The following is a 20,729-nucleotide window of genomic DNA, read 5'->3' as shown; positions in this document are numbered from 1 at the left end:
CGGTCGTCGCGGGCGCCGGTGGAGCCGCGGGTGCGGTCGCGGTCGGCGCGGGCGTCGTCGGCGCCGGCGTCCCCGGGGCCGGTGCCGCGGGCGCTCCTGGCGTGGTCGCGCCGGGGGCGGGAGCCGCCGGCGCGGCGGGGATCGAGACCGGGGGCGCCGCCGGCGAGCCCGGCGGCGCGGGGGTCGAGGCGGCGGTCGGCGCCGGCTCGGTGCCGGGCACGTCCTCGTCGGAGTCGGTGAGGGCGGCGAACGCGACGGCGAGCGCGATGCCCGCCACGAGCGCGACGACCGTGACGACCGCGACGGGCGCGCGCCAGTTCGGCGTGCGGGCCAGGCGCGTCCGCGCCGGGGCCCCGCACTCGAGGCACCAGTCCTGGTAGGGGCCGATCGTGGCCGAGCAGCGGGGGCACCGGATCGGGCCGGGCGAGCGGGTGCCCTCGGGGTCGACGGCGGGGGGGAGCGGCGTGCTCACGACGTCGAGCCGGGCGGGAGGTCCTCCGCGGCGTCGCCGCCGGCCGCCGGAGCCGTCGTCGTCCCATCCTGGGAGGAGGAGCCCGGCTCGACGACCGGGATCGCCCGCGTCTGCTGGGTCGCCGGGTCCGGGGCGCTCGCCGGCGCCGGCGGGGACGCCGCTCCGGGGGCCGGCGCCGTCGCGATCGCCGCGCCGCCGGCGTCGCCGACCTCGGCGACCGCCTGCGGCCCGCGGAGGCCGGCGCCGCACGCCGGGCAGAACCGCGCGTCGCTTCCGTGGATCGCCGAGCAGCGGGGGCACGCGGCGATGCCGGGCTCGCGGAGCTCGTGGAACGGGCGCTCGTCCTGGAGGGCGCGCTCGAGCGCGCGGAGCTCCTGGTCGACCGCGGCGAGCGCCTGCAGCTTCTGGGCGACGAGGTGGTCGCCCTGGCGCCCGAAGCGGTGGAGGTCGAAGACGAGGCCGCCGAGGTCGCGGAAGCCGAGCTCGCGCACCCGGCGCAGATAGCGCAGCCGACGACGGAGACGACCCCGCTCGCGGAAGCCCGGCTGCTCGGCGGCCTGGCCCTCGGTCAGGTCGACGCCGGCGGGACCCGTGGCGGGGGCGGCCTCGGGGATGCGCGGCGGCGCGGAGGAGCCCGGACGGAGCCGGCCGGCCGCGGCGGGGAGGCGGCGGAGGCGGGCGCCGAGGGCCCGGGCGGGGGCGCGCAGACGTGTGAGCGGTCCGGTCATGCGAAGCGGCGCCGTGGAGACGGCGCCGAGCGCCGACTATACCCACGGGAGCTCCCGGCGATGCCTCCCCCGGGCGACCCGTGCGCTCCGTCTCCGGCGTTCCTCCGGCCGATCTCCACACGGGCGTCTTTCGCTGTCACACGCCCTCGCGTTCACTCGACGCCTCGCCGCAGACACGGCGTCACGCACATCGATCCGAAGGGACGCACGACATGGTCTACCGCCAGATGGGGCTCGCCCACGCCCGCCTCCACCACCTCCGCACGCGACTCGCCGACCCCGCCGGGCAGGGGACGGTCGAGTACGTCGCGCTCATCCTCCTCGTCGCGGGCGTCCTCGCGGCGGTCGTCGCCGCGGGCCGCAAGGGCGGGGACCACGGGATCGCCGCGAAGATCGTGAAGGAGCTGAAGGACGCGATCGACAGCGTCGGGAAGCCGTGACCGGCGTCGCGCCCCGCGCGGGACTGCGCCGTCCGCTCGCGGGCGGACGGCGCAGGGGGCGCGTACACTCGCCGGCGGTGACCGAGCCCCGCGCCGCCCCCGCCCCCCGCGACCGACCGATCGGCGTCTTCGACTCGGGGGTCGGTGGCCTCACGGTGCTCCACGAGCTGCTCGTCGCCCTCCCCTCGGAGGACTTCGTGTACCTCGGCGACACGGCGCGGTTCCCCTACGGCGACCGCGATCCCGCCGAGCTCGAGCGGTTCGCGCTCGAGATCGCCGAGGAGCTCGTCCGCCACCGCGTCAAGCTGCTCGTCGTCGCCTGCAACTCGGCCACCGCCGCCGCCGGGGCGGCACTGCGGGCGCGGATGCTCGAGACGACGCTCGGCGTCGACGTCCTCGGCGTCGTCCGTCCGGAGGCGCTCCAGGCCGTCGCGTCCACGCGGAGCGGCCGGATCGGCGTCCTCGGCACCCGCGCGACGATCGCCTCGCGCGCCTACGAGCAGGCGATCACGTCGGCCGATCCCCACGTCACCGTGACGTCCGTCGCCTGCCCGCAGCTCGCGCCCCTCATCCAGGCCGGCGACGAGATCTTCGGCGAGCGGCTCGTCCGCGTCGTCCGCGAGGCCTGCGCGCCGCTCCGCGAGGCTGCCGTCGACACGGTCGTGCTCGGCTGCACGCACTACCCGCTCGTCCGCCCGATGCTGCAGCGCGCGCTCGGCCGCGACGTCCGCATCGTCAGCTCGGGGGCGGCGCTCGCACGCCAGGTCGAGCACGCGCTCCGGTCCCGTGACCTCCACACGCTGCGCGAGGGCGAGGGGGACTACCGCTTCCTCGCGACCGGCGATCCGGAGGCGTTCCGCGCCCTCGCGACGCGCTTCCTCCAGCTCCCGCTCGGGCCGGTCGCCCACGTCGACCTCGAGGGCGCCCCGACCCTCCTCGAGCGGTGACCGTGCGCCTCGTCCTCGCGACGCGCAACGAGCACAAGGTCCGCGAGTTCGGGGGTCTCCTCGCGCCGCACGAGATCCTCGTCCTCCCCGACGAGGTCGTCCTGCCGCCCGAGACGGGCGCGACGTTCGCCGAGAACGCGCTCGGCAAGGCCCGTGCGGCTGCGGCCGCCCTCGGCGTCCCGGCGATCGCCGACGACTCGGGCATCGAGGCGGCGGCGCTCGGCGGCGCCCCCGGCGTCCGCTCGGCCCGCTACGCCGGGGAGCACGCGACGGACGAGGAGAACCTCCGCAAGCTCCTGCGCGAGGCGCCGGCCGGCAGCGCTCTCGCGTACGTGTGCGCGATCGCGTACGTGGCGCCCGGCGGCGTCGAGCACGTCGTCGAGGAGCGCTGCACGGGCACGCTCGACCCCGACGTCCGCGGCGACGGCGGCTTCGGCTACGACCCCGCGTTCGTCCCCGACGACGCCATCGCCCGCGATCCCGCGCGACCGGACGGACGTCCGCGGACGATGGCCGAGCTGAGCGCGTCGGAGAAGGCGTCGATCAGCCACCGCGGCCGCGCGGCGCGCGCGCTCGTGGACTGGCTCGCGGCAGGCGGCGGCAGCCGCGACCTCAGCGCAGGTTGACCGCGGCGGCGAGGCCGACGGCGCCGGTGACGGCGGCGTACCCCTGGTAGCCCGAGACGAGGAGGAGCACGACGGTGACGGCGCAGACGCCGACGGTGACGAGCCACGCGATGCGGTCCAGAGGCACGCGCGGATGCTCGCAGAGGACCCGGCGCGAGCGCCTCTCGATGCCCCGCAAGCCTGTCCGAGAGCGCTGCTAGCGTCGCCCGCCGTCCTGCCCGCCGCCGAGGAGGTCGCAATGAGAAGCACGTCGCCGAGGGCGGAGCTCTGACCGCTCCTCCCGTCGAGCCGTTCGGGGATCGACTCGCGGAGCGGGTGGCCGCGCGCGAGTCGCAGATCGTCCTCGGCCTCGATCCCGATCCGCTGCGCCTGTGGCCGCAGGCGCACCAGGTCGATCCGGCGGGCGGCGGGATGGCCTCGCGCGCTGCGGCGGCCGTCCTCGGGGAGTGCGGTCCGGCGGACGCTCCCGCGGTCCGGGCCGCCGCGGCCGTCGCGGCGCACGGCGCGGCCGTCATCGAGGCCGTCGGGGCCTCCGTCGTGGCGGTGAAGCCCCAGCTCGCGTGCTTCGAGCGGCTCGGCGCCCCGGGCCGCGCCGCGCTCGGGGCCGTCGCGGCGGCCGCCCGCGAGAGCGGGCTCCTCGTCCTCGCCGACGGCAAGCGCGGCGACATCGACGTCTCCGCCACCGCCTACGGGCAGGCCCTCGTCGGCACGACGGAGACGCCGTTCGGGCCGGTCGACGGCCTCGGCGCCGACGCGGTGACCGCGGCGCCCTACATGGGCGTCGACACCGTCCGGTCGCTCCTCGACGTCGCCCGGCCTGCCGGGGCCGGCCTCTTCGTCCTCGTGCGCACCTCGAACCCCGGCGCCGCCGACGTCGAGGACCTCGTCCTCTCCGGCGGCGGGAGGCTGTGGGAGCACGTCGCGGGACTCGTCGACGGGCTGGGGCGCGGGGCCGGCGCCCCGAGCGCGCGCAGCGGGCTCGCCGACGTCGGCGCCGTCGTCGGGGCGACCGCCCCCGAGCACGTCGCGCGCATGCGCGAGCTCATGCCCGCCGCGGTCTTCCTCCTCCCCGGCATCGGCGCGCAGGGCGGGCGCGTCGAGGACCTCGCACCCGTCTTCGCGCCCGGCCGCGCCGCCGGGCTCGTGAGCGCCTCCCGGTCGATCGTCGACGCCGCCGCCCGCGCCGGGGCTCCCCCGGGTGCCGCCGCGGACGCGGCGCGGGCCGAGGCCGAGCGCCTGCGGGCCGCCGCGTGGGAGCTCGTCTGAGCGCCGCCGTGCCGCTGCCGAGCCGGAACTGCGACGTTCGACCTATCCTTTCGACCCGTGCCGCACCGGAGCCCCGCCCGCTATCTCGCGCCGCTCGCCCTCGTCCTCGCGTTCATCGCGGTGCTCTCGACGATCCAGTCGACGACGGCGGACGACGACGAGCCGACGGTGACGCAGGCACCGGTGCGGACGACGACGCAGGAGAAGGGCGACGAGGAGAAGAGCGACGAGGACGAGGAGCCCAAGACCTACGAGGTCGAGTCGGGCGACGTCCTCTCGGCGATCGCGGAGGAGACCGGCGTCTCGCTCCAGCGGCTCCTCGAGCTCAACCCCGACCTCGACCCGCAGTCCCTGCGCGCCGGGCAGAAGATCAAGCTCCGCCCGTGAGGACGCGTCCGCTCGCCCGGGCGCTCGCCGCGGTCCTCGCCACCGCGGCGGCCGGCGCCCCTCTCGCCGCGCCCGCCTCCGCGCAGGACGGCTCCTCCTCGGAGCCGCCGAGCATCTCCGCGGAGGCGGCGATCCTCGTCGAGCCCTCGACCGGGGACATCGTCTACGAGCGCGAGGCCGACGAGCGCCGGGCGATCGCCTCGGCGACGAAGATGATGACCGCGCTCGTCGCGCTCGAGGAGGCGGACCTCGACGACGTCCTCGTCGCCGCCGACTACCGGCCGGCTCCCGTCGAGTCGCAGATCGGCCTCCGTCCCGGCGAGCGGATGAGCGTCCGCGACCTCGTCCGGGGCCTCCTCATCGCCTCCGGGAACGACGCGGCGGTGACGCTCGCCGTCCGGATCGGCGGATCGCGCGCGAAGTTCGTCGAGATGATGAACCGCAAGGCGGAGGAGATCGGTCTCGAGGACACGCGCTTCTCCACGCCGGTCGGCCTCGACTCGGAGGGCAACTACTCGACCGCGTCGGACCTCGCGAAGCTCGCTCTCGTCCTGCGGCAGGACGCCTTCGCCCGCGAGACGATGAACCGTCCCGACGCGACGCTGCGCACCGGCAGCCGCGTCCGCCGGATCGAGAACCGCAACCTCCTCGTCCGCCGCCACGACTTCGCCGACGGCGTGAAGACGGGCCGCACGATCCGCGCGGGCTACGTGCTCGTCGGCTCGGGCACGCGCGACGGCGTCAACCTCGTCAGCGTCGTCCTCGGCGAGCCGACGGAGGAGGCGCGCGTCAAGGACTCCGCGGCCCTCCTGCGCTACGGCTTCTCGCGCTATCGCGTGACGCGCGCCCTCGCGACCGGCGAGTCGTTCGGCCGCGCGACGCTCCGCTTCCGCGACGACGAGTCCGTCGAGCTCGTCGCGTCGCGCGATTCCGCGCGGATCACCCGCCGCGACGAGCGCCTGCGCACGCGCGTCGTCGGCGCGCCGGACGTCCTCGACGGCCCGCTCCCGGCGCGCACGCGGGTCGGCACCATCGAGGTGCGCTATCGCGATCGCGTCGTGGACCGCGTCCCGCTCGTCACCGTGAGCGAGGTCGCCGAGGCGACGGCCACCGACCGTCTCGAGGACTTCGTGAGTCGTCCCGCGACGCAGATCCTCATCGCGGCGCTCGTCGTCTGTAGCCTCCTTCTCGTGCTCCTGCGCCGGCGTCTCGCGGGTCGGCGCCGCGGAGCGACGACGGAGGAGGGAACCGAGATCGCATGATCATCACCGTCACGCTCAACGCGGCGATCGACAAGTCGCTCAGCGTGCCGAGCTTCCGGCTCGGCCGTCGTCATCGCACCGTGGAGCAGACGACGATGGCGGGCGGCAAGGGGGTCAACGTCGCGCGGACGCTCAAGACGCTCGGGCAGCCGGTCATCGCGACCGGGCTCGCGGGCGGGCCGACGGGCACGCGGATCGTCGAGCAGCTCACCGCCGAGGGCATCCTCAACGACTTCGTGCGGATCCGCGAGGAGTCGAGGACGAACACCGCGGTCCACGACCCGACGAACGGCGTCATGACGGAGATCAACGAGCGGGGGCCGGCCGTGAGCCCCGCGGAGCTCGAGATCTTCAGCGACAAGCTCCTCTACCTCGCGCGCGGCGCCGACATCGTCGTCCTCGCCGGCTCGCTCCCCCGGGGCGTCGAGGCCGACGTCTACGCGGGCTTCATCCGCGAGCTGCGCCGGCTCGAGGTCGAGGTCTACGTCGACACCGACGGAGACCCGCTCCGCCACGCGGTGCGGGCCGAGCCCGACGTCATCTCCCCGAACGTCCTCGAGGCGGAGGAGCTCGTCGGCCACGAGTTCAACGACGACGAGGACCGCGTCATCGCCGTGCGCGAGATGCTCCAGCTCGGGGCGCGCGAGGCGATCATGACGGCCCCCGACGGGTGCGTCGCCGCGCTCCTCGACGCGACCGGGGAGCGGCGCATCACCCGCGTGCACGTCGAGCCGCGCGAGGCGGTCGCGACGGTCGGCTCCGGCGACGCCTTCCTCGCCGGGTTCGTCGCCGCCCGCTACGGCGGCAGCGAGATGCACGAGTGCCTCCGGTTCGGCGTCGCGTGCGGCGCCGAGTCGACGACGCGCCTCGGCGCCGGTCTCATCGAGCCACGCGAGGTCGAGAGGCTCTTCGCCGACGTCGAGGTCGAGGATCTCCCCGCGTCGGCGGAGGTCTCCTGACGAGGGAGCGCCCGCGCGGCCGTCCGGGTCCGCGCCGGTGGGGTCGGCGTCCTGGCCCGGTGCTATCGTGCCCTGGGCCAGTGAGTTGCCGCCTCACAGCACGTCTCACCGCATCTTCGACCCCGCCTGCGCGGGGTCTTTTCGTCAGCCCTCGCCCCTAGGATCGCCCCCTTATGGACATCGAGATCGGACGCGGGAAGAAGGCCCGCCGCGCCTACGGATTCGACGACATCGCGATCGTGCCCTCCCGGCGCACGCGCGACCCCGACGACGTCGACATCAGCTGGAAGCTCGGGCCCTACCGCTTCGAGATCCCCCTCCTCGCCTCGGCGATGGACGGCGTCGTCTCCCCGCGGACGGCCGGCATCATCGGCAAGCTCGGCGGCCTCGCCGTCCTCAACCTCGAGGGCATCTTCACCCGCTACGAGGACGCCGAGGACCAGCTCGAGCGCATCTCGAAGCTGCCGAAGGAGGTCGCCACCCGCGAGATGCAGGCGATCTACCAGGAGCCGATCAAGCCCGAGCTCATCGCCCAGCGCATCCGCGAGATCAAGGAGCAGGGCGTCGTGACGGCGGCCTCGCTCACCCCGCAGCGCGTCGCCAAGTACTACGAGATCGCCCTCGAGGCGGGGCTCGACGTCCTCGTCATCCAGGGCACCGTGGTCTCTGCCGAGCACGTCTCGAAGACGACCGAGCCCCTCAACCTCAAGGAGTTCATCCGCGAGGTCGAGGTGCCGGTCATCGTCGGCGGCTGCGCGAGCTACCACACGGGTCTCCATCTCATGCGGACGGGCGCGGCGGGCGTGCTCGTCGGCGTCGGCCCCGGCGCCGCGTGCACGACGCGCGGGGTCCTCGGGCTCGGCGTCCCCCAGGCGACCGCGATCGCCGACGTCGCGGGGGCCCGCTCCCAGCACGTCCTCGAGACCGGCGAGTACGTGCAGGTCATCGCCGACGGCGGCATGCGGACCGGCGGCGACATCTCGAAGGCGATCGCCTGCGGCGCCGACGCCGTCATGATCGGCTCGCCCCTCGCCCGGGCGCACGAGGCCCCCGGCCGGGGCTTCCACTGGGGCATGGCGACGTTCCACCCGACGCTGCCCCGAGGCGCCCGCGTGCAGACGGTCCAGAACGGCACCATCGAGGAGATCCTCGTCGGTCCGGCCCACGAGAACGACGGCACGTTCAACCTCATGGGCGCGCTGCGCACGTCGATGGCGACGTGCGGGCACCAGGACCTCGCGGAGTTCAACCGCGCGGAGGTCCTCGTCGCTCCCGCGCTCATGACCGAGGGCAAGCTCCTCCAGAGCGCCCAGCAGGTCGGCATGGGGTCGCGCGGCGCCGCCGCCGTCGCACACGGTCCCGGCGACGGGCAGGGCGCGTCCGGCGGCGACAAGACCCCGACCCTCGCGGGGTCCGGCTCCTAGGCCGGCCCCGCTCCCCGGCCCGAGGCGGCGGTCAGCGCACGTGACATCCGACAGCATCACCACCGAGGCGACGGCGGCGACGGAGATCGCCGACGAGTCGGCGCCCGTCGACGTCCCGCGTCCGGTCGACGAGGTCGTCGTCCTCGACTACGGGGGCCAGTACTCGCAGCTCATCGCCCGTCGCGTCCGCGAGTGCGGCGTGTTCTCCGAGCTCCTCCCGCACCACGTGGGGGCGAAGGAGGTCGCGCGGCGCAAGCCGAAGGGGCTCATCCTCTCCGGAGGCCCCGCGTCCGTGTACGCGCCGAACGCGCCGAACCTCGAGAAGGAGCTCCTCGAGCTCGGCATCCCGGTGCTCGGCATCTGCTACGGGATGCAGCTCCTCGCCTCGGCGCTCGGCGGCTCGGTCGAGAGCGCCGAAGTCGGCGAGTACGGGCGCAGCGAGCTCACCGTGGGGGAGCAGGGCCGGCTGCTCGCCGGCACGCCCGACACCCAGCCGTGCTGGATGAGCCACCGCGACACGGTCTACGCGCCGCCTCCGGGCTTCACCGGGCTCGCCTCGTCGACGGCGTCCCCCGTCGCGGCGTTCGAGTCGACCGAGCGCGACATCTACGGCATCCAGTTCCATCCCGAGGTCGTCCACACGCCCTTCGGGCAGGACATCCTGAAGAACTTCCTCGCGGACATCTGCGGGTGCGACCTCACCTGGTCGGCGGCCTCGATCGTCGAGGAGCAGATCGCCCGGATCCGCGACCAGGTCGGGGACAGCAAGGTCATCTGCGGGCTCTCCGGCGGCGTGGACTCGTCCGTCGCGGCGCTCCTCGTCCACCGCGCCGTCGGCGACCAGCTCACCTGCGTCTTCGTCGATCACGGCCTCATGCGCAAGAACGAGGGCGAGCAGGTCATCAAGACGTTCCGCGACTACTTCCAGGTGCCGCTCGTCGCGGTCGACGCGGAGGACCGCTTCCTCGACAAGCTCCGCGGGGTGAGCGATCCCGAGAAGAAGCGCAAGATCATCGGGACCGAGTTCATCCGCGTCTTCGAGGACGAGGCGGCCGCGCTGGTGAAGGACGACCCCGACGGCGAGGGGCCCAAGTTCCTCGTCCAGGGGACGCTCTACTCCGACGTCATCGAGTCGGGCGGCGGCACCGGCGCCTCGACGATCAAGAGCCACCACAACGTGGGCGGGCTCCCGGAGGACCTGGAGTTCGAGCTCGTCGAGCCGCTGCGGGCGCTGTTCAAGGACGAGGTGCGCGCGGTCGGCACGGAGCTCGGGCTTCCCGAGCGCCTCGTGTGGCGCCAGCCGTTCCCCGGTCCGGGGCTCGCGATCCGCGTCGTCGGCGGCGAGGCGACGAAGGAGCGGCTCGACCTGCTCCGCGACGCGGACTACATCCTCCAGGACGAGATCCGCAAGGCGGGGCTCTACCGCGACCTCTGGCAGTCGTTCTGCGTCCTGCCCGACGTCCGCACGGTCGGCGTGCAGGGCGACGAGCGGACCTACGGCTACGTCGTCGTCATCCGCGCCGTCACGAGCGACGACGCGATGACCGCCGACTGGGCCCGGCTGCCCTACGACCTCCTCGAGACGATCGCCGCGCGCATGATCGGCGAGCTGCGCGAGGTGAACCGGGTCGTGCTCGACATCACGAGCAAGCCGCCCGGCACCATCGAGTGGGAGTAGGCCCGGCCGGGGAAGGACCGGGCCTCCGTCTACGTCGAATGACCGACTCAAGTCCGGGCGGCCGCTGCCGATGAGCACGCATGACCTGGCGGCGCGGAGTCTGGGTTCTCGGGGTGTACGCGACGCTCACCGTGCTCGTCGCCTGGGGACTCGCGAGCCTCCTCACGTCCGGGCCTGCCTCGGAATCCGCCGTTCCCGCCGCTGACCGCGCCGCGACCGTCCGCCTCCCGTCGGCCCCCGCACGGGCCGCGCGCACGTCGCCGCCCCGCCTCGCGGCGCGCACCGTCACGACGGCGGCGGGGCGCGCGAGCAGCGCGACGGCAGCGTCGCCCGGCGCCTCCGGCCGCGATGCGCGGGGCGATGCGGCCGGCGGGCGCACGCCCGCAGAGGGGTCCGGGACGCCGCGGCGCACGACGCCGCGACCGCAGGGCTCCGGACCGGCCGAGGATCCGGCGCCGACCACCGCGCCGATGCCGTCGCCGGCGCCCGCGCCGTCACCCGCTCCCGCGGCGCCGGTGACGGGCGCCTCGCCCGTCGTCGCACCGAGCACGACGGTCCGCGCCGTCCACGCCGACGCCGCCGGGGACGGCGGACGGCGTCTCCTCTTCGATCTCGAGGTGCGCCGAGGCGGCGAGGACGGGGTGACGCGCGTCGTCCTTCCCGTGGCGATGACGCCGCCGCGCGACGCGAGCGCCCTGCGCTTCGACATCGCCCTCGACCTCGACGGCGAGCGGATGGCCCGCATCGCCGTCGCGTCGGCGGCAGGCGCGTCCGGCGCCGTGACGACGGCGCCCGCGCCCGGCGGGGTGTCCGTCGTCGTCCCGGTCCGGGCGAGCGGCGTCCACACCCCGGTCGCAGCCGCCTCACCGCCCTTCGCGACGGCTCCGTCGACGATCGCGCTCCCCGTCGACCGCGGCTGAGGAGGGCGCCGGCCGGCGGACGCCCGGTGCCTCGGCCCCGACCGCCTTCCGATGCGACGGCGGACCGCGCCGACCGAAGCGATCCCCTATGCTTCTCCGTCGCCTCGCGCCCTGCCGCGTGGCCTTCCCACGCCTATGAAGACCTACGTCGCCAACGCCGCCACTCGAGACCGCAACTGGGTCGTCGTCGACGCCTCCGGGCAGACGCTCGGCCGGCTCGCCACCCAGATCGCGAACGCCCTTCGCGGCAAGGGCAAGCCCGACTACACCCCGCATGTCGACACCGGCGACTTCGTCGTCGTCATCAACGCGGAGAAGGTCGTCGTCACCGGGAACAAGCGCTCCGAGAAGCGCTACTACCGGCACTCCGGCTATCCGGGCGGCCTCCGGTCGCGGACGTTCAACGAGATGATCGACCGCCAGCCGGAGGAGGTCATCCGCAAGGCGGTGAAGGGCATGCTGCCGAAGAACCGCCTCGCCCGGAAGCAGCTGACGAAGCTCAAGGTCTACGCCGGGCCCGACCATCCTCACCAGGCGCAGAAGCCGCAGCCGATGGAGCTCACCTCCCGATGACCGACGAGAACACCCCGAACGACGAGCCGACCCCGGAGGAGACCGGCGCGACGCCGGAGCCCTCTCCCGAGGAGCCCTCCGTCGAGCAGCCCGCCGCCGAGCAGCCCGCGGAGCAGCCCGCCGCCGAGCAGCCCGCGGAGCAGCCCGCCGCGGAGCAGCCGCCGGCCGTCGAGGCCGCCGGCGAGCCCGAGGAGGAGCCCGCCGAGGCCCAGACCCCTCGGGAGAAGCCCGCGATCCCGGGCATGGACCTCGAGGTCGACATCGTCATGGAGGGGTCCGACCCCCTCGGCGCCGAGGAAGCCGACCTCTACGCCGAGCACGTCGGCGCCGAGGAGGTCACCTCGGACGAGGACGGCGAGGACGTCGTCTCCGACGAGCCCATCACGGCCGCCATCGAGCTCGTCGAGGGTGCCCGCTACCGCGCGACCGGCAAGCGCAAGACCGCCGTCGCCCGCGTGATGATCACGCCCGGCACCGGGACCTACACCGTCAACGGGAAGGACCTCGACGTCTTCTTCCCCCGCGAGACGCTGCAGCGCAACATCCGCCAGCCGCTCGAGACCGTCGGCTACGAGACGCGGATGGACGTCGTCGCGCGCCTCCACGGGGGCGGCGTGAGCGCCCAGGCCGGCGCACTGCGTCACGGCATCTCGCGTGCGCTCCTCGAGGCGGACCCGAACCTTCGCGGCGAGCTCAAGCGCCGTGGCTTCCTCACGCGCGATGCGCGCGCGAAGGAGCGCAAGAAGGCCGGCCTCAAGAAGGCGCGCAAGCGGCCGCAGTTCAGCAAGCGCTAGCCGACCCGACGCACACGATGGCCCGGAGGCACTTCGGGACCGACGGCGTCCGCGGGGTCGCGGGCGAGGTCCTCACCGCGGATCTCGCCCTCGCGCTCGGCCGCGCGGTCACGCTCGAGGCGGCCGCCGACCGCCCGCAGGTCCTCGTCATCCGCGACACGCGGGAGTCGGGCGAGATGCTCGAGGCCGCGCTCGCGGCCGGCGTGACCGCGGCGGGGGGCGACGTCCTCCTCGGCGGCGTCCTCCCGACCCCGGCCGCCCCGCTCCTCATCTCGCGGTACGGCTTCGACGTCGCAGCGGTCATCAGCGCCTCGCACAACCCGTTCCGCGACAACGGCATCAAGTTCTTCGGCGCGACGGGGACGAAGCTCTCCGACGAGACGGAGCTCGCGATCGAGCGGCGTCTCGCCGAGGCGCCGGTGCCCGCGGCCATCGGCCGCGTGCGCGCTCTCCACGCGACGCTCGAGGACTACCTGCGCGGACTCCACGAGCGGTTCGCCGGTCTCGACCTCGCGGGCCTGGACGTCCTCCTCGACTGCGCGAACGGGGCGACCTACCGCGCGGCGCCCGAGATCTTCCGCCGGCTCGGCGCGACCGTGACGGCGGTCGCCGCGGCGCCCGACGGCCGCAACATCAACGCGGGCTGCGGCTCGACGCACGTGGAGTCCCTGGCCGAGCAGGTCGCCGCCGGCGGCCACGACGTCGGGTTCGCCTTCGACGGCGACGGCGACCGCGTGCTCGCGGTCGACCGCACGGGACGGGTCGTCGACGGCGACGAGCTCATCGCGCTCGCGGCGCTCCACCTCCACCGTGCGGAGCGTCTCCCCGGCAGCGGCGTGGCGGTCACCGTCATGACGAACTACGGCTTCCACACGGCGATGCGCGAGGCCGGCGTCGAGGTCGCGGTGACGAAGGTCGGCGACCGCTACGTCCTCGAGGAGCTCCAGGCCCGCGCCTGGTCGCTCGGCGGCGAGCAGTCCGGTCACATCATCGACATGGGCTTCGTCCCCTCCGGCGACGGGATCGCGAGCGCGCTCCTCACCCTCGAGTCGCTCGGGGGCGCCGACCTCGCCGACCGCGACGCGATGGAGAAGCTGCCCCAGAGGCTCGTCAACGTCCCCGTCGCCGACCGTGACGCCGCGATGGCCTCCGAGGAGCTCGTCGGGGCGATCGCGACCGAGGACGACGCGCTGCAGGGCCGCGGGCGCGTCCTCGTGCGCCCCTCGGGGACCGAGCAGCTCGTGCGCGTCATGGTCGAGGCGCCGACGGCCGAGGAGACGGACGCCGTCTGCGAGCGTCTCGTCGAGGTCGTGCGGCGCGCCGCAGGCTGACCCTGGCCTGCAGGGGCGCCCTCTACACTTCCCTGTCTCCCCGGCGGGGCCCCGCGCTCCGCCGACCGCCCGTCGGAAGGACACGCAAGCGCATGTGCGGCATCGTCGGCTACGTCGGATCGCGTGAGGCCCAGAAGCTCCTGCTCGAGGGTCTCCGCAAGCTCGAGTACCGCGGATACGACTCCGCCGGCGTCTCCGTGCTCGCCGGGAGGGACATCGACTCGGTGCGGGCCGTCGGGAACCTCGACAACCTCGAGCGCGCGATCGCCGCCGAGCACGTCGGCGAGGAGGTCTCCGCGGACTCCGCGCCGCTCGGGGGCGGCACGCACGTCGCGACGGCGACGGCTCCCGCGCCGGCGACCGGGATCGGGCACACCCGGTGGGCGACGCACGGGCGCGTCAACGAGGAGAACGCGCACCCCCACTTCGACACGACCGACCGCGTCCACGTCGTCGTCAACGGCATCGTCGAGAACTACATGGCGCTCAAGGACGGCCTCGCCGCGGCCGGAGCGCGCTTCACCTCGGAGACGGACGCGGAGGTCATCGCGCACCTCGTCTCCTCCCACATGTCCGAGGGCTCGCTCACCGACGCCGTCCGCGCCGCCTACTCCGAGCTCGAGGGGCACTACGCCTTCGTCGCGATGGCCGCCGACGAGCCGGGGACGCTCGTCGGGGCGCGCAAGGAGTGCCCGCTCATCGTCGGCCGCGGCGAGGACGAGGCCTTCTTCGCGTCGGCGATCCCCGCGTTCCTGCGCCACACCCGCCGGGTCCAGTACATCGAGGACGGGGAGATCGTCGTCCTGCGCCCGGAGGGGGCGACGTTCATCGGCCCCGACGGCGCCGAGGTCGAGCGTGAGGTGACGACGGTCGACTGGGACGAGGACACCGCCGAGAAGGGCGGCTACGAGACGTTCATGCTCAAGGAGATCCACGAGCAGGCCGACGTCCTCGCCGAGACGATCGCCGACCGGACGCTCCGTGAGGACGGCGTCGACCTCGCCGAGCCGGACGCCCTCGACGAGGCGATCCTCGCCGACGTCGACCGGATCGTCATCGTCGCGTGCGGCACCTCGTTCAACGCGGGACTCATCGGCCGCTACGCCATCGAGGAGTGGGCGCGCGTCCCCGTCGAGATGGACATCGCCTCGGAGTTCCGCTACCGCAACCCGATCTTCCGTCCCAACGACCTCGTCATCGGGATCACCCAGTCCGGGGAGACGGCCGACACCCTCGCCGCGATGCGCCTCGCACGCGAGAACGGCGCGAACGTCCTCGCGATCACGAACGTCATGGGGAGCCAGGCGACGCGGGACGCCGACGGCGTCCTCTACACCCGTGCGGGGCTCGAGGTCTCGGTCGCCGCGACGAAGACGTTCGTCTGCCAGGTCGCCGTCCTCTACCTCCTCGCGCTCCGTCTCGCCGAGCTGCGCGGCGCGCTGCCGACCGCAGAGCTGCGCCGGCTCACCGCCGAGATCAAGCAGCTGCCGCACATGGTGAAGGAGATCCTCGACGGCACCGACGTCGAGGAGATCGCCGAGGCGCACTACACCCGCGACTTCTTCCTCTACCTCGGCCGTCACGCCGGACGCGCGGTCGCGCTCGAGGGCGCGCTCAAGCTGAAGGAGATCAGCTACATCGCGACCGACGCCTACGCGGCGGGCGAGATGAAGCACGGTCCGATCGCCCTCCTCGACGAGTCGACGCCCGTCGTTTGCATCGCGACCGACTCGCCGATCCTCGACAAGATGATCTCCAACATGCAGGAGGTCCGGGCGCGCGGCGCCCACGTCATCGCGGTCGCCGGCGCGCGCAACGGCGACATCGCCGCCCACGCGGAGTCGGTCATCCCGGTGCCGGACTGCGACTGGATCCTGCAGCCCCTCCTCGCGGTCATCCCGCTCCAGATGCTCGCCTACCGGATCGCCCGGCTGCGGGGCCTCAACGTCGACCAGCCGCGCAACCTCGCGAAGACCGTCACCGTGGAGTGAGGCCCGGCACGCCATGGCCGTCGGCATCGACCTCGTCGAGATCTCCCGCGTCGAGGAGGCGCTCGCCCGGACCCCCGGCCTCGCCGAGCGGCTCTTCACCGACGCGGAACGCGCCTACGCGGCGGGCCGCGCCCGGCCGGGACAGCACCTCGCCGCGCGCTTCGCCGCGAAGGAGGCGGTCGCGAAGGCCCTGCGCCTCGAGGCCGGGTGGTCGATGCGCGAGGTCGAGGTCGTCTCCGACGGAGGGCCGCCGGAGATCCGCCTCCACGGGGACGTCGCCGCACGCGCCGCCGCCGCCGGGGTCGAGCACATCGCCGTGAGCCTCACCCACGCCCGTGAGACCGCGGGCGCCGTCGCGATGACCGAGGGCGGCGGATGAGCGCCGCGTGGTTCCCGGGCGCCGCGCCCCTGCCCGACGCCGACCGGATGCGCGCCACCGACCGGTGGGCGATCGAGGAGCGCGGCATCGCGGGGCTGACGCTCATGGAGCGCGCGGGGGAGGGGCTGGCCGGCGTCGTCGAGAGCGTCGCCCCGGAGGGCCCCGTCGTCGTCGTCTGCGGCAAGGGCAACAACGGCGGCGACGGCTACGTCGTCGCGCGTCTCCTCCGCGAGCGCGGCCGCCTCGTGAAGGTCGTCGCGCTCGCCCCGGTGGACGAGCTGCGGGGGGATGCGCGGGTCAACGCGGAGCGGCTCCCCGGCCTCGGCCCCGTGCCGTGGTCGGGCGACGCGCTCGCCGAGGCCGCCGTCGTCGTCGATGCGATCCTCGGCACCGGGGTCACCGGGGCGCCGCGCGGCGTCGCGGGCGAGGCGGTCGACGCGATGCGGCGCGCGGCGGATGCCGGCGTGCCGGTCGTCGCCTGCGACGTCCCGAGCGGCGTCGACGCGAGCACCGGCGAGGTCGCCGCGGTCGCCGTCCGCGCGGTCGCGACGGCGACGTTCGCCGCCGCCAAGCCCGGTCTCCACGTCCACCCCGGCAAGGCGCACGCCGGTGAGGTCCACGTGGTCGACATCGGGATCCCGGCCGGCGCGCCCGTTCCCGAGGCCGACGTCGCGCTCCTCACCGAGGGGGTGCTCGACCTCCTCCCGTCGCGCGACGCCGAGAGCACGAAGTTCTCGAGCGGGCACGTTCTCGTCGCCGGGGGGTCGCGCGGGCTGACGGGCGCCCCGTGCCTCGCGGCATGGGCGGCGACGCGCGCCGGCGCGGGGTACGTGACCGCGTGCGTCCCCGCGAGCCTCGAGCACGTCGTCGAGACGCGGCTCCTCGAGGTGATGAGCGTCGGGCTCCCCGACGTGGACGGCGCGCTGCGCGCCGAGGGGGCCGACGTCGTCGCCGAGCGCGCGGAGCAGCGCGGCGGGGCGCTCGTCCTCGGCCCGGGCCTCGGTCGCAGCGAGGGAGCGACCGCGTTCGCACGCGACCTCGCCCGGCGCGCGGCGGTGCCGCTCGTCGTCGACGCCGACGGGCTCAATGCGCACGCGGGTCGGATCGAGAGCTTCGCGGAGCGTCCCGCCGGGACGGTCCTCACGCCCCACGCGGGCGAGCTCTCGCGTCTCCTCGGCGTCGACTCCGACGCGATCAAGGCGGCCCGTCTCGCACACGCCCGGGACGCAGCGCGGCAGGCCGGCGCCGTCGTCGTCCTCAAGGGCGACGACACCCTCGTCGCCGCTCCCGACGGCCGCGTCGCCGTGAGCCCCGGAGGAGCGCCTGCGCTCGCCACCGCGGGCACCGGAGACGTCCTCGCCGGGACGATCGGCGCGTTCCTCAGCCAGGGGCTCGACGCGTTCGCCGCTGCCTCCGCCGGCGTCCTCGCGCACGTGCGTGCGGGCGTGCGGGCGACCACCGCCGTCGGGGGGCCGGACGGCGTCACGGCGTCGGACGTCATCGCCGCGCTCCCGTGGGGCAGGCGCCGCGAGCGGTAGATTGCCCGCCATGGCCGAGCAGACCGTCGCCGACATCATGGACCGCGACCCGGTGACGATCACCCCCGAGGTGGACGTCCACACCGCCGTGCAGCTCATGCGCGAGAACGAGCTTCCGGGCCTCCCGGTCATCAACGACGGCGGCCGCTGCGTCGGCATCGTCACCGAGGCGGACCTCATCATCGCCTCCGAGCAGGGAGACCTCCATCTCCCGCACTACGTCGAGCTGCTCGGGGGCGTCGTGTTCCTCGAGCCGCTCAAGGGGTTCGAGGACCGCATCCGCAAGGCGTTCGCGTCGAAGGTGAAGGACCTCATGACGAAGGACCCCGACACCGTGAACGTCGACGCGACCGTGCGCGAGGCCGCGAAGCTCATCGTCCGCACGGGCCACAACCGGCTGCCCGTCGTCGAGCACGGGCGGTTCGTCGGCATCGTCACCCGCGTCGACGTCCTCGACGCGCTCGCGAACGAGGCGTAGCACGCGCGTGGTCCGCGCCGAGGCGACGGTCGACGTCCGCGCGATCGCCGCGAACGTCGCGACCCTCCGCGCGGCGCTCACCGGCGGGGCGGAGCTGTGTGCGGTCGTCAAGGCCGACGGCTACGGCCACGGCGCGACACGCGCGGCCCGCGCGGCGGTCGAGGGCGGCGCCCACTGGCTCGCGGTCGTGAGCGCCGAGGAGGCGAGAGAGCTCCGCGAAGCGGGATTCCACGACATCCCGATCCTCGTCATGGGCGCCCTCTCCCGGGATGAGCTGGCGGTCGCGCTCGCCGCGGACGCCGACGTCATCGCCTGGACCCCCGAGCTCGTCGACGCGGTCGCCGACCTCGCGCCCGGCGGCGCCCCCGGCCGCGTCCACGTCAAGCTCGACACCGGGATGGGGCGGCTCGGCACGCGCGACCCGGCGGTCGCGACGGCCGTCGTCGGGCGGGCTGCGGCGGCGGAGGGGGTCGAGCTCGTCGGCGTGATGACGCACTTCGCGACCGCCGACGAGGAGGGGGACGAGTTCATGCCGGCGCAGCTCGCGCGCTTCCGCGCGTGGGCGGAGCCGCTGCGCGAGCGGCATCCGGGGCTGCTCCTCCATGCGGCGAACAGCGCGGCGACGCTGCGCGAGCCGGCGAGCCATCTCGACATGGTGCGCTGCGGCGTCGCGATCTACGGGCTCGATCCCTTCGGGCGCGATCCGCGCGAGCGCGGTCTCGTCCCCGCGCTCGCGCTGCGTTCCTACGTCGCCACGGTGAAGCCGTGCGCGGCCGGCGAGAGCACGGGATACGGCCGTCGCTTCGTCGCGGCCCGCGACACCGTCCTCGCGACGGTGCCGGTCGGCTACGGGGACGGGTGGCGGCGCGGCCTCTCGGACAAGGCCGACGTCCTCGTGCGCGGCCGCCGGTGGCCGCTCGTGGGCACGGTCAGCATGGACAACGTCACGATCGACCTCGGGCCCGACGGGGGAGGGGTGCAGGTCGGCGACGACGCCACGCTGCTCGGCGCCGACGGCGACGAGGAGATCCTCGCCGAGGAGATCGCGAGCGCGCTCGGGACGATCAACTACGAGGTGACGTGCGGCCTCCTGCCGCGCGTCCCCCGGCGCGAGGCGGGAGAGGTGTGAGCGCCGCGCTCGACGCGGCCCGGGCCGCCCTGCGCGACGAGCGCGTGTGGCTCGTGGGAGGAGCCGTGCGCGACCGGCTCCTGCACCGGCCGACCGAGGACGTCGACCTCGTCGTCGAGGGCGACGTGCGCGCCGCGGCGCGCCAGCTCGGCGTCTCCAGCGGCGGTCCCGCGTTCCCCCTCTCGGAGGCCTTCGGCGCCTGGAGGGTCATCGGGCCCGGCCGCGCGTGGCAGGTCGACCTCTCCCCGCTGCACGGCGGGGTCATCGAGGAGGACCTCGCACGTCGCGACTTCACGATCAACGCGATCGCCGAGCCGCTCGCCGGCGGGGCGCTCGTCGACCCGCACGGCGGGGCGGCGGACGCCGCGCACCTGCGCCTGCGCATGGTGAGCGCCGAGGCGTTCGACGACGACCCGCTGCGGGTCATCCGGCTCGCCCGGCTCGCGTGCGAGCTGGGCCTGCACGCCGAGCCCGCGACGTTCCGCGCCGCGCAGGCGTGCGCCCCGCGGATCGCGGACGTCGCGCCCGAGCGCGTGTTCGCCGAGCTGCGGCGGATCCTCGCCGCCGACGCCGCCGTGTCCGGGCTCGGCCTCGCCGACGAGCTCGGCGTGACCCGGCACGTCGTCCCCGAGCTCGAGAGGCTCCGCGGGGTGCGCCAGCGCGCCGGCGACGACGAGGACGAGGACGTCCACGGCCACACGCTCGCCGTCCTCGAGGAGACGATCGCGCTCGAGCGCGACCCCGCCGTCCACATCGGGACCGAGCACGCCGCCCGGATCCGCGCCTTCCTCGCCGAGCCGCTCGCCGACGAGATGACGCGTGGGACGGCGCTGCGTCTCGGCGCGCTCCTCCACGACGTCGCCAAGCCGCAGACCCGCACCGTCGAGGACGGGGTCGTGCGCTTCCCCGGCCACGACGAGCGCGGCGCCGGGATCGCGCGGGAGGTCCTCACGCGGCTGAGGACGAGCGAGCGTCTGCGCGCCCACGTCTCGGCGCTCGCCCGGCACCACCTGCGCCTCGGCGAGCTCGCCCGACACGCACCGCTCAGCGCGCGCGAGCTGCACGCCTACCTCGCTGCGACGGAGCCCGTCGCGCTCGACGTCACGCTCCTCGGCGTCGCCGACCGGCTCGCGGTGCGAGGCCGGGCGCCGGAGGACTCGGTCGCCGCGCTGCTCGGGCTCGCGCGGGACCTCCTGCCGGCCGTGGTCGACTGGCAGCTCGCCGATCGTCCCGCGCCCCTCGTCCGCGGCGACGTCCTCGCGGACGCGCTCGGCATCCGCCGCGGACCGGTGCTCGGGGATCTCCTCGCCGAGATCGAGGCGGCACGCTACGCGGGCGAGATCGACTCCGCCGACGGCGCGATCGAGCATGCACGGCGCTGGCTCGCCGCCCGCTCCGGATAGCCTG

Annotated in this window: 21 protein-coding genes and 1 pseudogene; 19 read left to right on the top strand and 3 right to left on the bottom strand. The window is 74.9% G+C overall.

The window, feature by feature from the left end; translation table 11 throughout:
• Window positions 1-472: pseudogene (locus ACME2J_RS12870) on the bottom strand (hypothetical protein); the annotation flags it as partial.
• Entirely contained in the window at window positions 469-1,200 is a 732-nt protein-coding gene (locus ACME2J_RS12865; RefSeq protein ID WP_495545319.1) for a zinc ribbon domain-containing protein, read from the bottom strand. The pseudogene ACME2J_RS12870 and the gene ACME2J_RS12865, both read right to left, overlap by 4 nt.
• Before the next feature lie 212 nt (window positions 1,201-1,412).
• On the opposite strand from ACME2J_RS12865, the gene ACME2J_RS12860 reads away from it, so the two are divergent.
• The 3 genes from ACME2J_RS12860 (at window position 1,413) to ACME2J_RS12850 (ending at window position 3,213) form a co-directional block, all read left to right on the top strand.
• Window positions 1,413-1,640, top strand: a complete 228-nt coding sequence (locus ACME2J_RS12860; protein ID WP_495545318.1) for a hypothetical protein — start codon at window positions 1,413-1,415, stop codon at window positions 1,638-1,640.
• A gap of 77 nt (window positions 1,641-1,717) precedes the next feature.
• Complete coding sequence (murI, locus tag ACME2J_RS12855) at window positions 1,718-2,587, top strand: glutamate racemase (protein ID WP_495545317.1); 870 nt, start codon at window positions 1,718-1,720, stop codon at window positions 2,585-2,587.
• On the top strand, window positions 2,584-3,213 hold the full coding sequence (locus ACME2J_RS12850; protein ID WP_495545316.1) for a non-canonical purine NTP pyrophosphatase: 630 nt from the start codon (window positions 2,584-2,586) through the stop codon (window positions 3,211-3,213). Before murI ends, ACME2J_RS12850 begins: the two co-directional genes overlap by 4 nt.
• Here ACME2J_RS12850 and ACME2J_RS12845 read toward each other — a convergent pair.
• Window positions 3,200-3,340, bottom strand: coding sequence for a hypothetical protein (locus tag ACME2J_RS12845; RefSeq protein ID WP_495545315.1), 141 nt, complete (start codon window positions 3,338-3,340; stop codon window positions 3,200-3,202). The two genes, ACME2J_RS12850 and ACME2J_RS12845, sit on opposite strands and share 14 nt — an antisense overlap.
• A gap of 53 nt (window positions 3,341-3,393) precedes the next feature.
• Here ACME2J_RS12845 and pyrF point away from each other — a divergent pair, with 53 nt between their 5' ends.
• The 16 genes from pyrF (at window position 3,394) to ACME2J_RS12765 (ending at window position 20,725) form a co-directional block, all read left to right on the top strand.
• The gene (gene pyrF / locus ACME2J_RS12840) at window positions 3,394-4,479 is read left to right on the top strand and encodes an orotidine-5'-phosphate decarboxylase (RefSeq protein WP_495545324.1); all 1,086 of its coding nucleotides are present in this window, start codon (window positions 3,394-3,396) and stop codon (window positions 4,477-4,479) included.
• Between the two features lie 57 nt (window positions 4,480-4,536).
• Window positions 4,537-4,866, top strand: coding sequence for a LysM peptidoglycan-binding domain-containing protein (locus ACME2J_RS12835; protein WP_495545314.1), 330 nt, complete (start codon window positions 4,537-4,539; stop codon window positions 4,864-4,866).
• The gene (locus ACME2J_RS12830; protein ID WP_495545313.1) at window positions 4,863-6,128 is read left to right on the top strand and encodes a D-alanyl-D-alanine carboxypeptidase family protein; all 1,266 of its coding nucleotides are present in this window, start codon (window positions 4,863-4,865) and stop codon (window positions 6,126-6,128) included. Before ACME2J_RS12835 ends, ACME2J_RS12830 begins: the two co-directional genes overlap by 4 nt.
• Window positions 6,125-7,087 carry a 1-phosphofructokinase family hexose kinase gene (locus ACME2J_RS12825; RefSeq protein WP_495545312.1) on the top strand — a complete coding sequence of 321 codons (963 nt, stop codon included), beginning with the start codon at window positions 6,125-6,127 and terminating at the stop codon, window positions 7,085-7,087. The genes ACME2J_RS12830 and ACME2J_RS12825 overlap by 4 nt, the downstream gene beginning before the upstream one ends.
• Before the next feature lie 173 nt (window positions 7,088-7,260).
• The gene (locus ACME2J_RS12820) at window positions 7,261-8,511 is read left to right on the top strand and encodes a GuaB3 family IMP dehydrogenase-related protein (protein ID WP_495545311.1); all 1,251 of its coding nucleotides are present in this window, start codon (window positions 7,261-7,263) and stop codon (window positions 8,509-8,511) included.
• A gap of 85 nt (window positions 8,512-8,596) precedes the next feature.
• A complete protein-coding gene (gene guaA, locus ACME2J_RS12815) occupies window positions 8,597-10,189 on the top strand; it encodes a glutamine-hydrolyzing GMP synthase (protein ID WP_495545323.1) in 1,593 nt (530 codons plus the stop codon).
• Between the two features lie 80 nt (window positions 10,190-10,269).
• Entirely contained in the window at window positions 10,270-11,109 is an 840-nt protein-coding gene (locus ACME2J_RS12810) for a hypothetical protein (RefSeq protein WP_495545310.1), read from the top strand.
• 135 nt (window positions 11,110-11,244) lie between these two features.
• On the top strand, window positions 11,245-11,682 hold the full coding sequence (gene rplM, locus ACME2J_RS12805; RefSeq protein WP_495545309.1) for a 50S ribosomal protein L13: 438 nt from the start codon (window positions 11,245-11,247) through the stop codon (window positions 11,680-11,682).
• Window positions 11,683-11,948: 266 nt separating this feature from the next.
• Complete coding sequence (rpsI, locus tag ACME2J_RS12800) at window positions 11,949-12,476, top strand: 30S ribosomal protein S9 (RefSeq protein ID WP_495545322.1); 528 nt, start codon at window positions 11,949-11,951, stop codon at window positions 12,474-12,476.
• Between the two features lie 17 nt (window positions 12,477-12,493).
• A complete protein-coding gene (glmM, locus tag ACME2J_RS12795) occupies window positions 12,494-13,807 on the top strand; it encodes a phosphoglucosamine mutase (protein ID WP_495545308.1) in 1,314 nt (437 codons plus the stop codon).
• A 92-nt stretch (window positions 13,808-13,899) separates the two neighbouring features.
• Complete coding sequence (glmS, locus tag ACME2J_RS12790) at window positions 13,900-15,798, top strand: glutamine--fructose-6-phosphate transaminase (isomerizing) (protein WP_495545307.1); 1,899 nt, start codon at window positions 13,900-13,902, stop codon at window positions 15,796-15,798.
• A gap of 13 nt (window positions 15,799-15,811) precedes the next feature.
• Entirely contained in the window at window positions 15,812-16,177 is a 366-nt protein-coding gene (locus tag ACME2J_RS12785) for a holo-ACP synthase (RefSeq protein WP_495545306.1), read from the top strand.
• Window positions 16,174-17,715, top strand: coding sequence for an NAD(P)H-hydrate dehydratase (locus tag ACME2J_RS12780; protein WP_495545305.1), 1,542 nt, complete (start codon window positions 16,174-16,176; stop codon window positions 17,713-17,715). Before ACME2J_RS12785 ends, ACME2J_RS12780 begins: the two co-directional genes overlap by 4 nt.
• Window positions 17,716-17,725: 10 nt before the next feature.
• A complete protein-coding gene (locus tag ACME2J_RS12775) occupies window positions 17,726-18,193 on the top strand; it encodes a CBS domain-containing protein (protein WP_495545304.1) in 468 nt (155 codons plus the stop codon).
• 7 nt (window positions 18,194-18,200) lie between these two features.
• The gene (alr, locus tag ACME2J_RS12770; protein WP_495545303.1) at window positions 18,201-19,322 is read left to right on the top strand and encodes an alanine racemase; all 1,122 of its coding nucleotides are present in this window, start codon (window positions 18,201-18,203) and stop codon (window positions 19,320-19,322) included.
• Window positions 19,319-20,725, top strand: a complete 1,407-nt coding sequence (locus ACME2J_RS12765) for a tRNA nucleotidyltransferase/poly(A) polymerase-related protein (RefSeq protein ID WP_495545302.1) — start codon at window positions 19,319-19,321, stop codon at window positions 20,723-20,725. Before alr ends, ACME2J_RS12765 begins: the two co-directional genes overlap by 4 nt.
• Window positions 20,726-20,729: the final 4 nt, after the last annotated feature.

Source organism: Paraconexibacter sp., from assembly GCF_059438195.1.
Note: the sequence above shows the minus strand (reverse complement) of the source record. Positions and strands in the feature narration are given on the sequence as shown.

What these genes read in the sequence shown, in the direction of transcription:
- rplM (WP_495545309.1), top strand. Translation starts at nt 11,245, where the DNA reads ATGAAGACCTACGTCGCCAACGCCGCCACTCGAGACCGCAACTGGGTC.
- ACME2J_RS12860 (WP_495545318.1), top strand. Translation starts at nt 1,413, where the DNA reads ATGGTCTACCGCCAGATGGGGCTCGCCCACGCCCGCCTCCACCACCTC.
- ACME2J_RS12865 (WP_495545319.1), bottom strand. Translation starts at nt 1,200, where the DNA reads ATGACCGGACCGCTCACACGTCTGCGCGCCCCCGCCCGGGCCCTCGGC.
- ACME2J_RS12780 (WP_495545305.1), top strand. Translation starts at nt 16,174, where the DNA reads ATGAGCGCCGCGTGGTTCCCGGGCGCCGCGCCCCTGCCCGACGCCGAC.
- glmM (WP_495545308.1), top strand. Translation starts at nt 12,494, where the DNA reads ATGGCCCGGAGGCACTTCGGGACCGACGGCGTCCGCGGGGTCGCGGGC.
- ACME2J_RS12820 (WP_495545311.1), top strand. Translation starts at nt 7,261, where the DNA reads ATGGACATCGAGATCGGACGCGGGAAGAAGGCCCGCCGCGCCTACGGA.
- ACME2J_RS12775 (WP_495545304.1), top strand. Translation starts at nt 17,726, where the DNA reads ATGGCCGAGCAGACCGTCGCCGACATCATGGACCGCGACCCGGTGACG.
- glmS (WP_495545307.1), top strand. Translation starts at nt 13,900, where the DNA reads ATGTGCGGCATCGTCGGCTACGTCGGATCGCGTGAGGCCCAGAAGCTC.
- ACME2J_RS12810 (WP_495545310.1), top strand. Translation starts at nt 10,270, where the DNA reads ATGACCTGGCGGCGCGGAGTCTGGGTTCTCGGGGTGTACGCGACGCTC.
- ACME2J_RS12785 (WP_495545306.1), top strand. Translation starts at nt 15,812, where the DNA reads ATGGCCGTCGGCATCGACCTCGTCGAGATCTCCCGCGTCGAGGAGGCG.
- rpsI (WP_495545322.1), top strand. Translation starts at nt 11,949, where the DNA reads ATGGAGGGGTCCGACCCCCTCGGCGCCGAGGAAGCCGACCTCTACGCC.
- ACME2J_RS12825 (WP_495545312.1), top strand. Translation starts at nt 6,125, where the DNA reads ATGATCATCACCGTCACGCTCAACGCGGCGATCGACAAGTCGCTCAGC.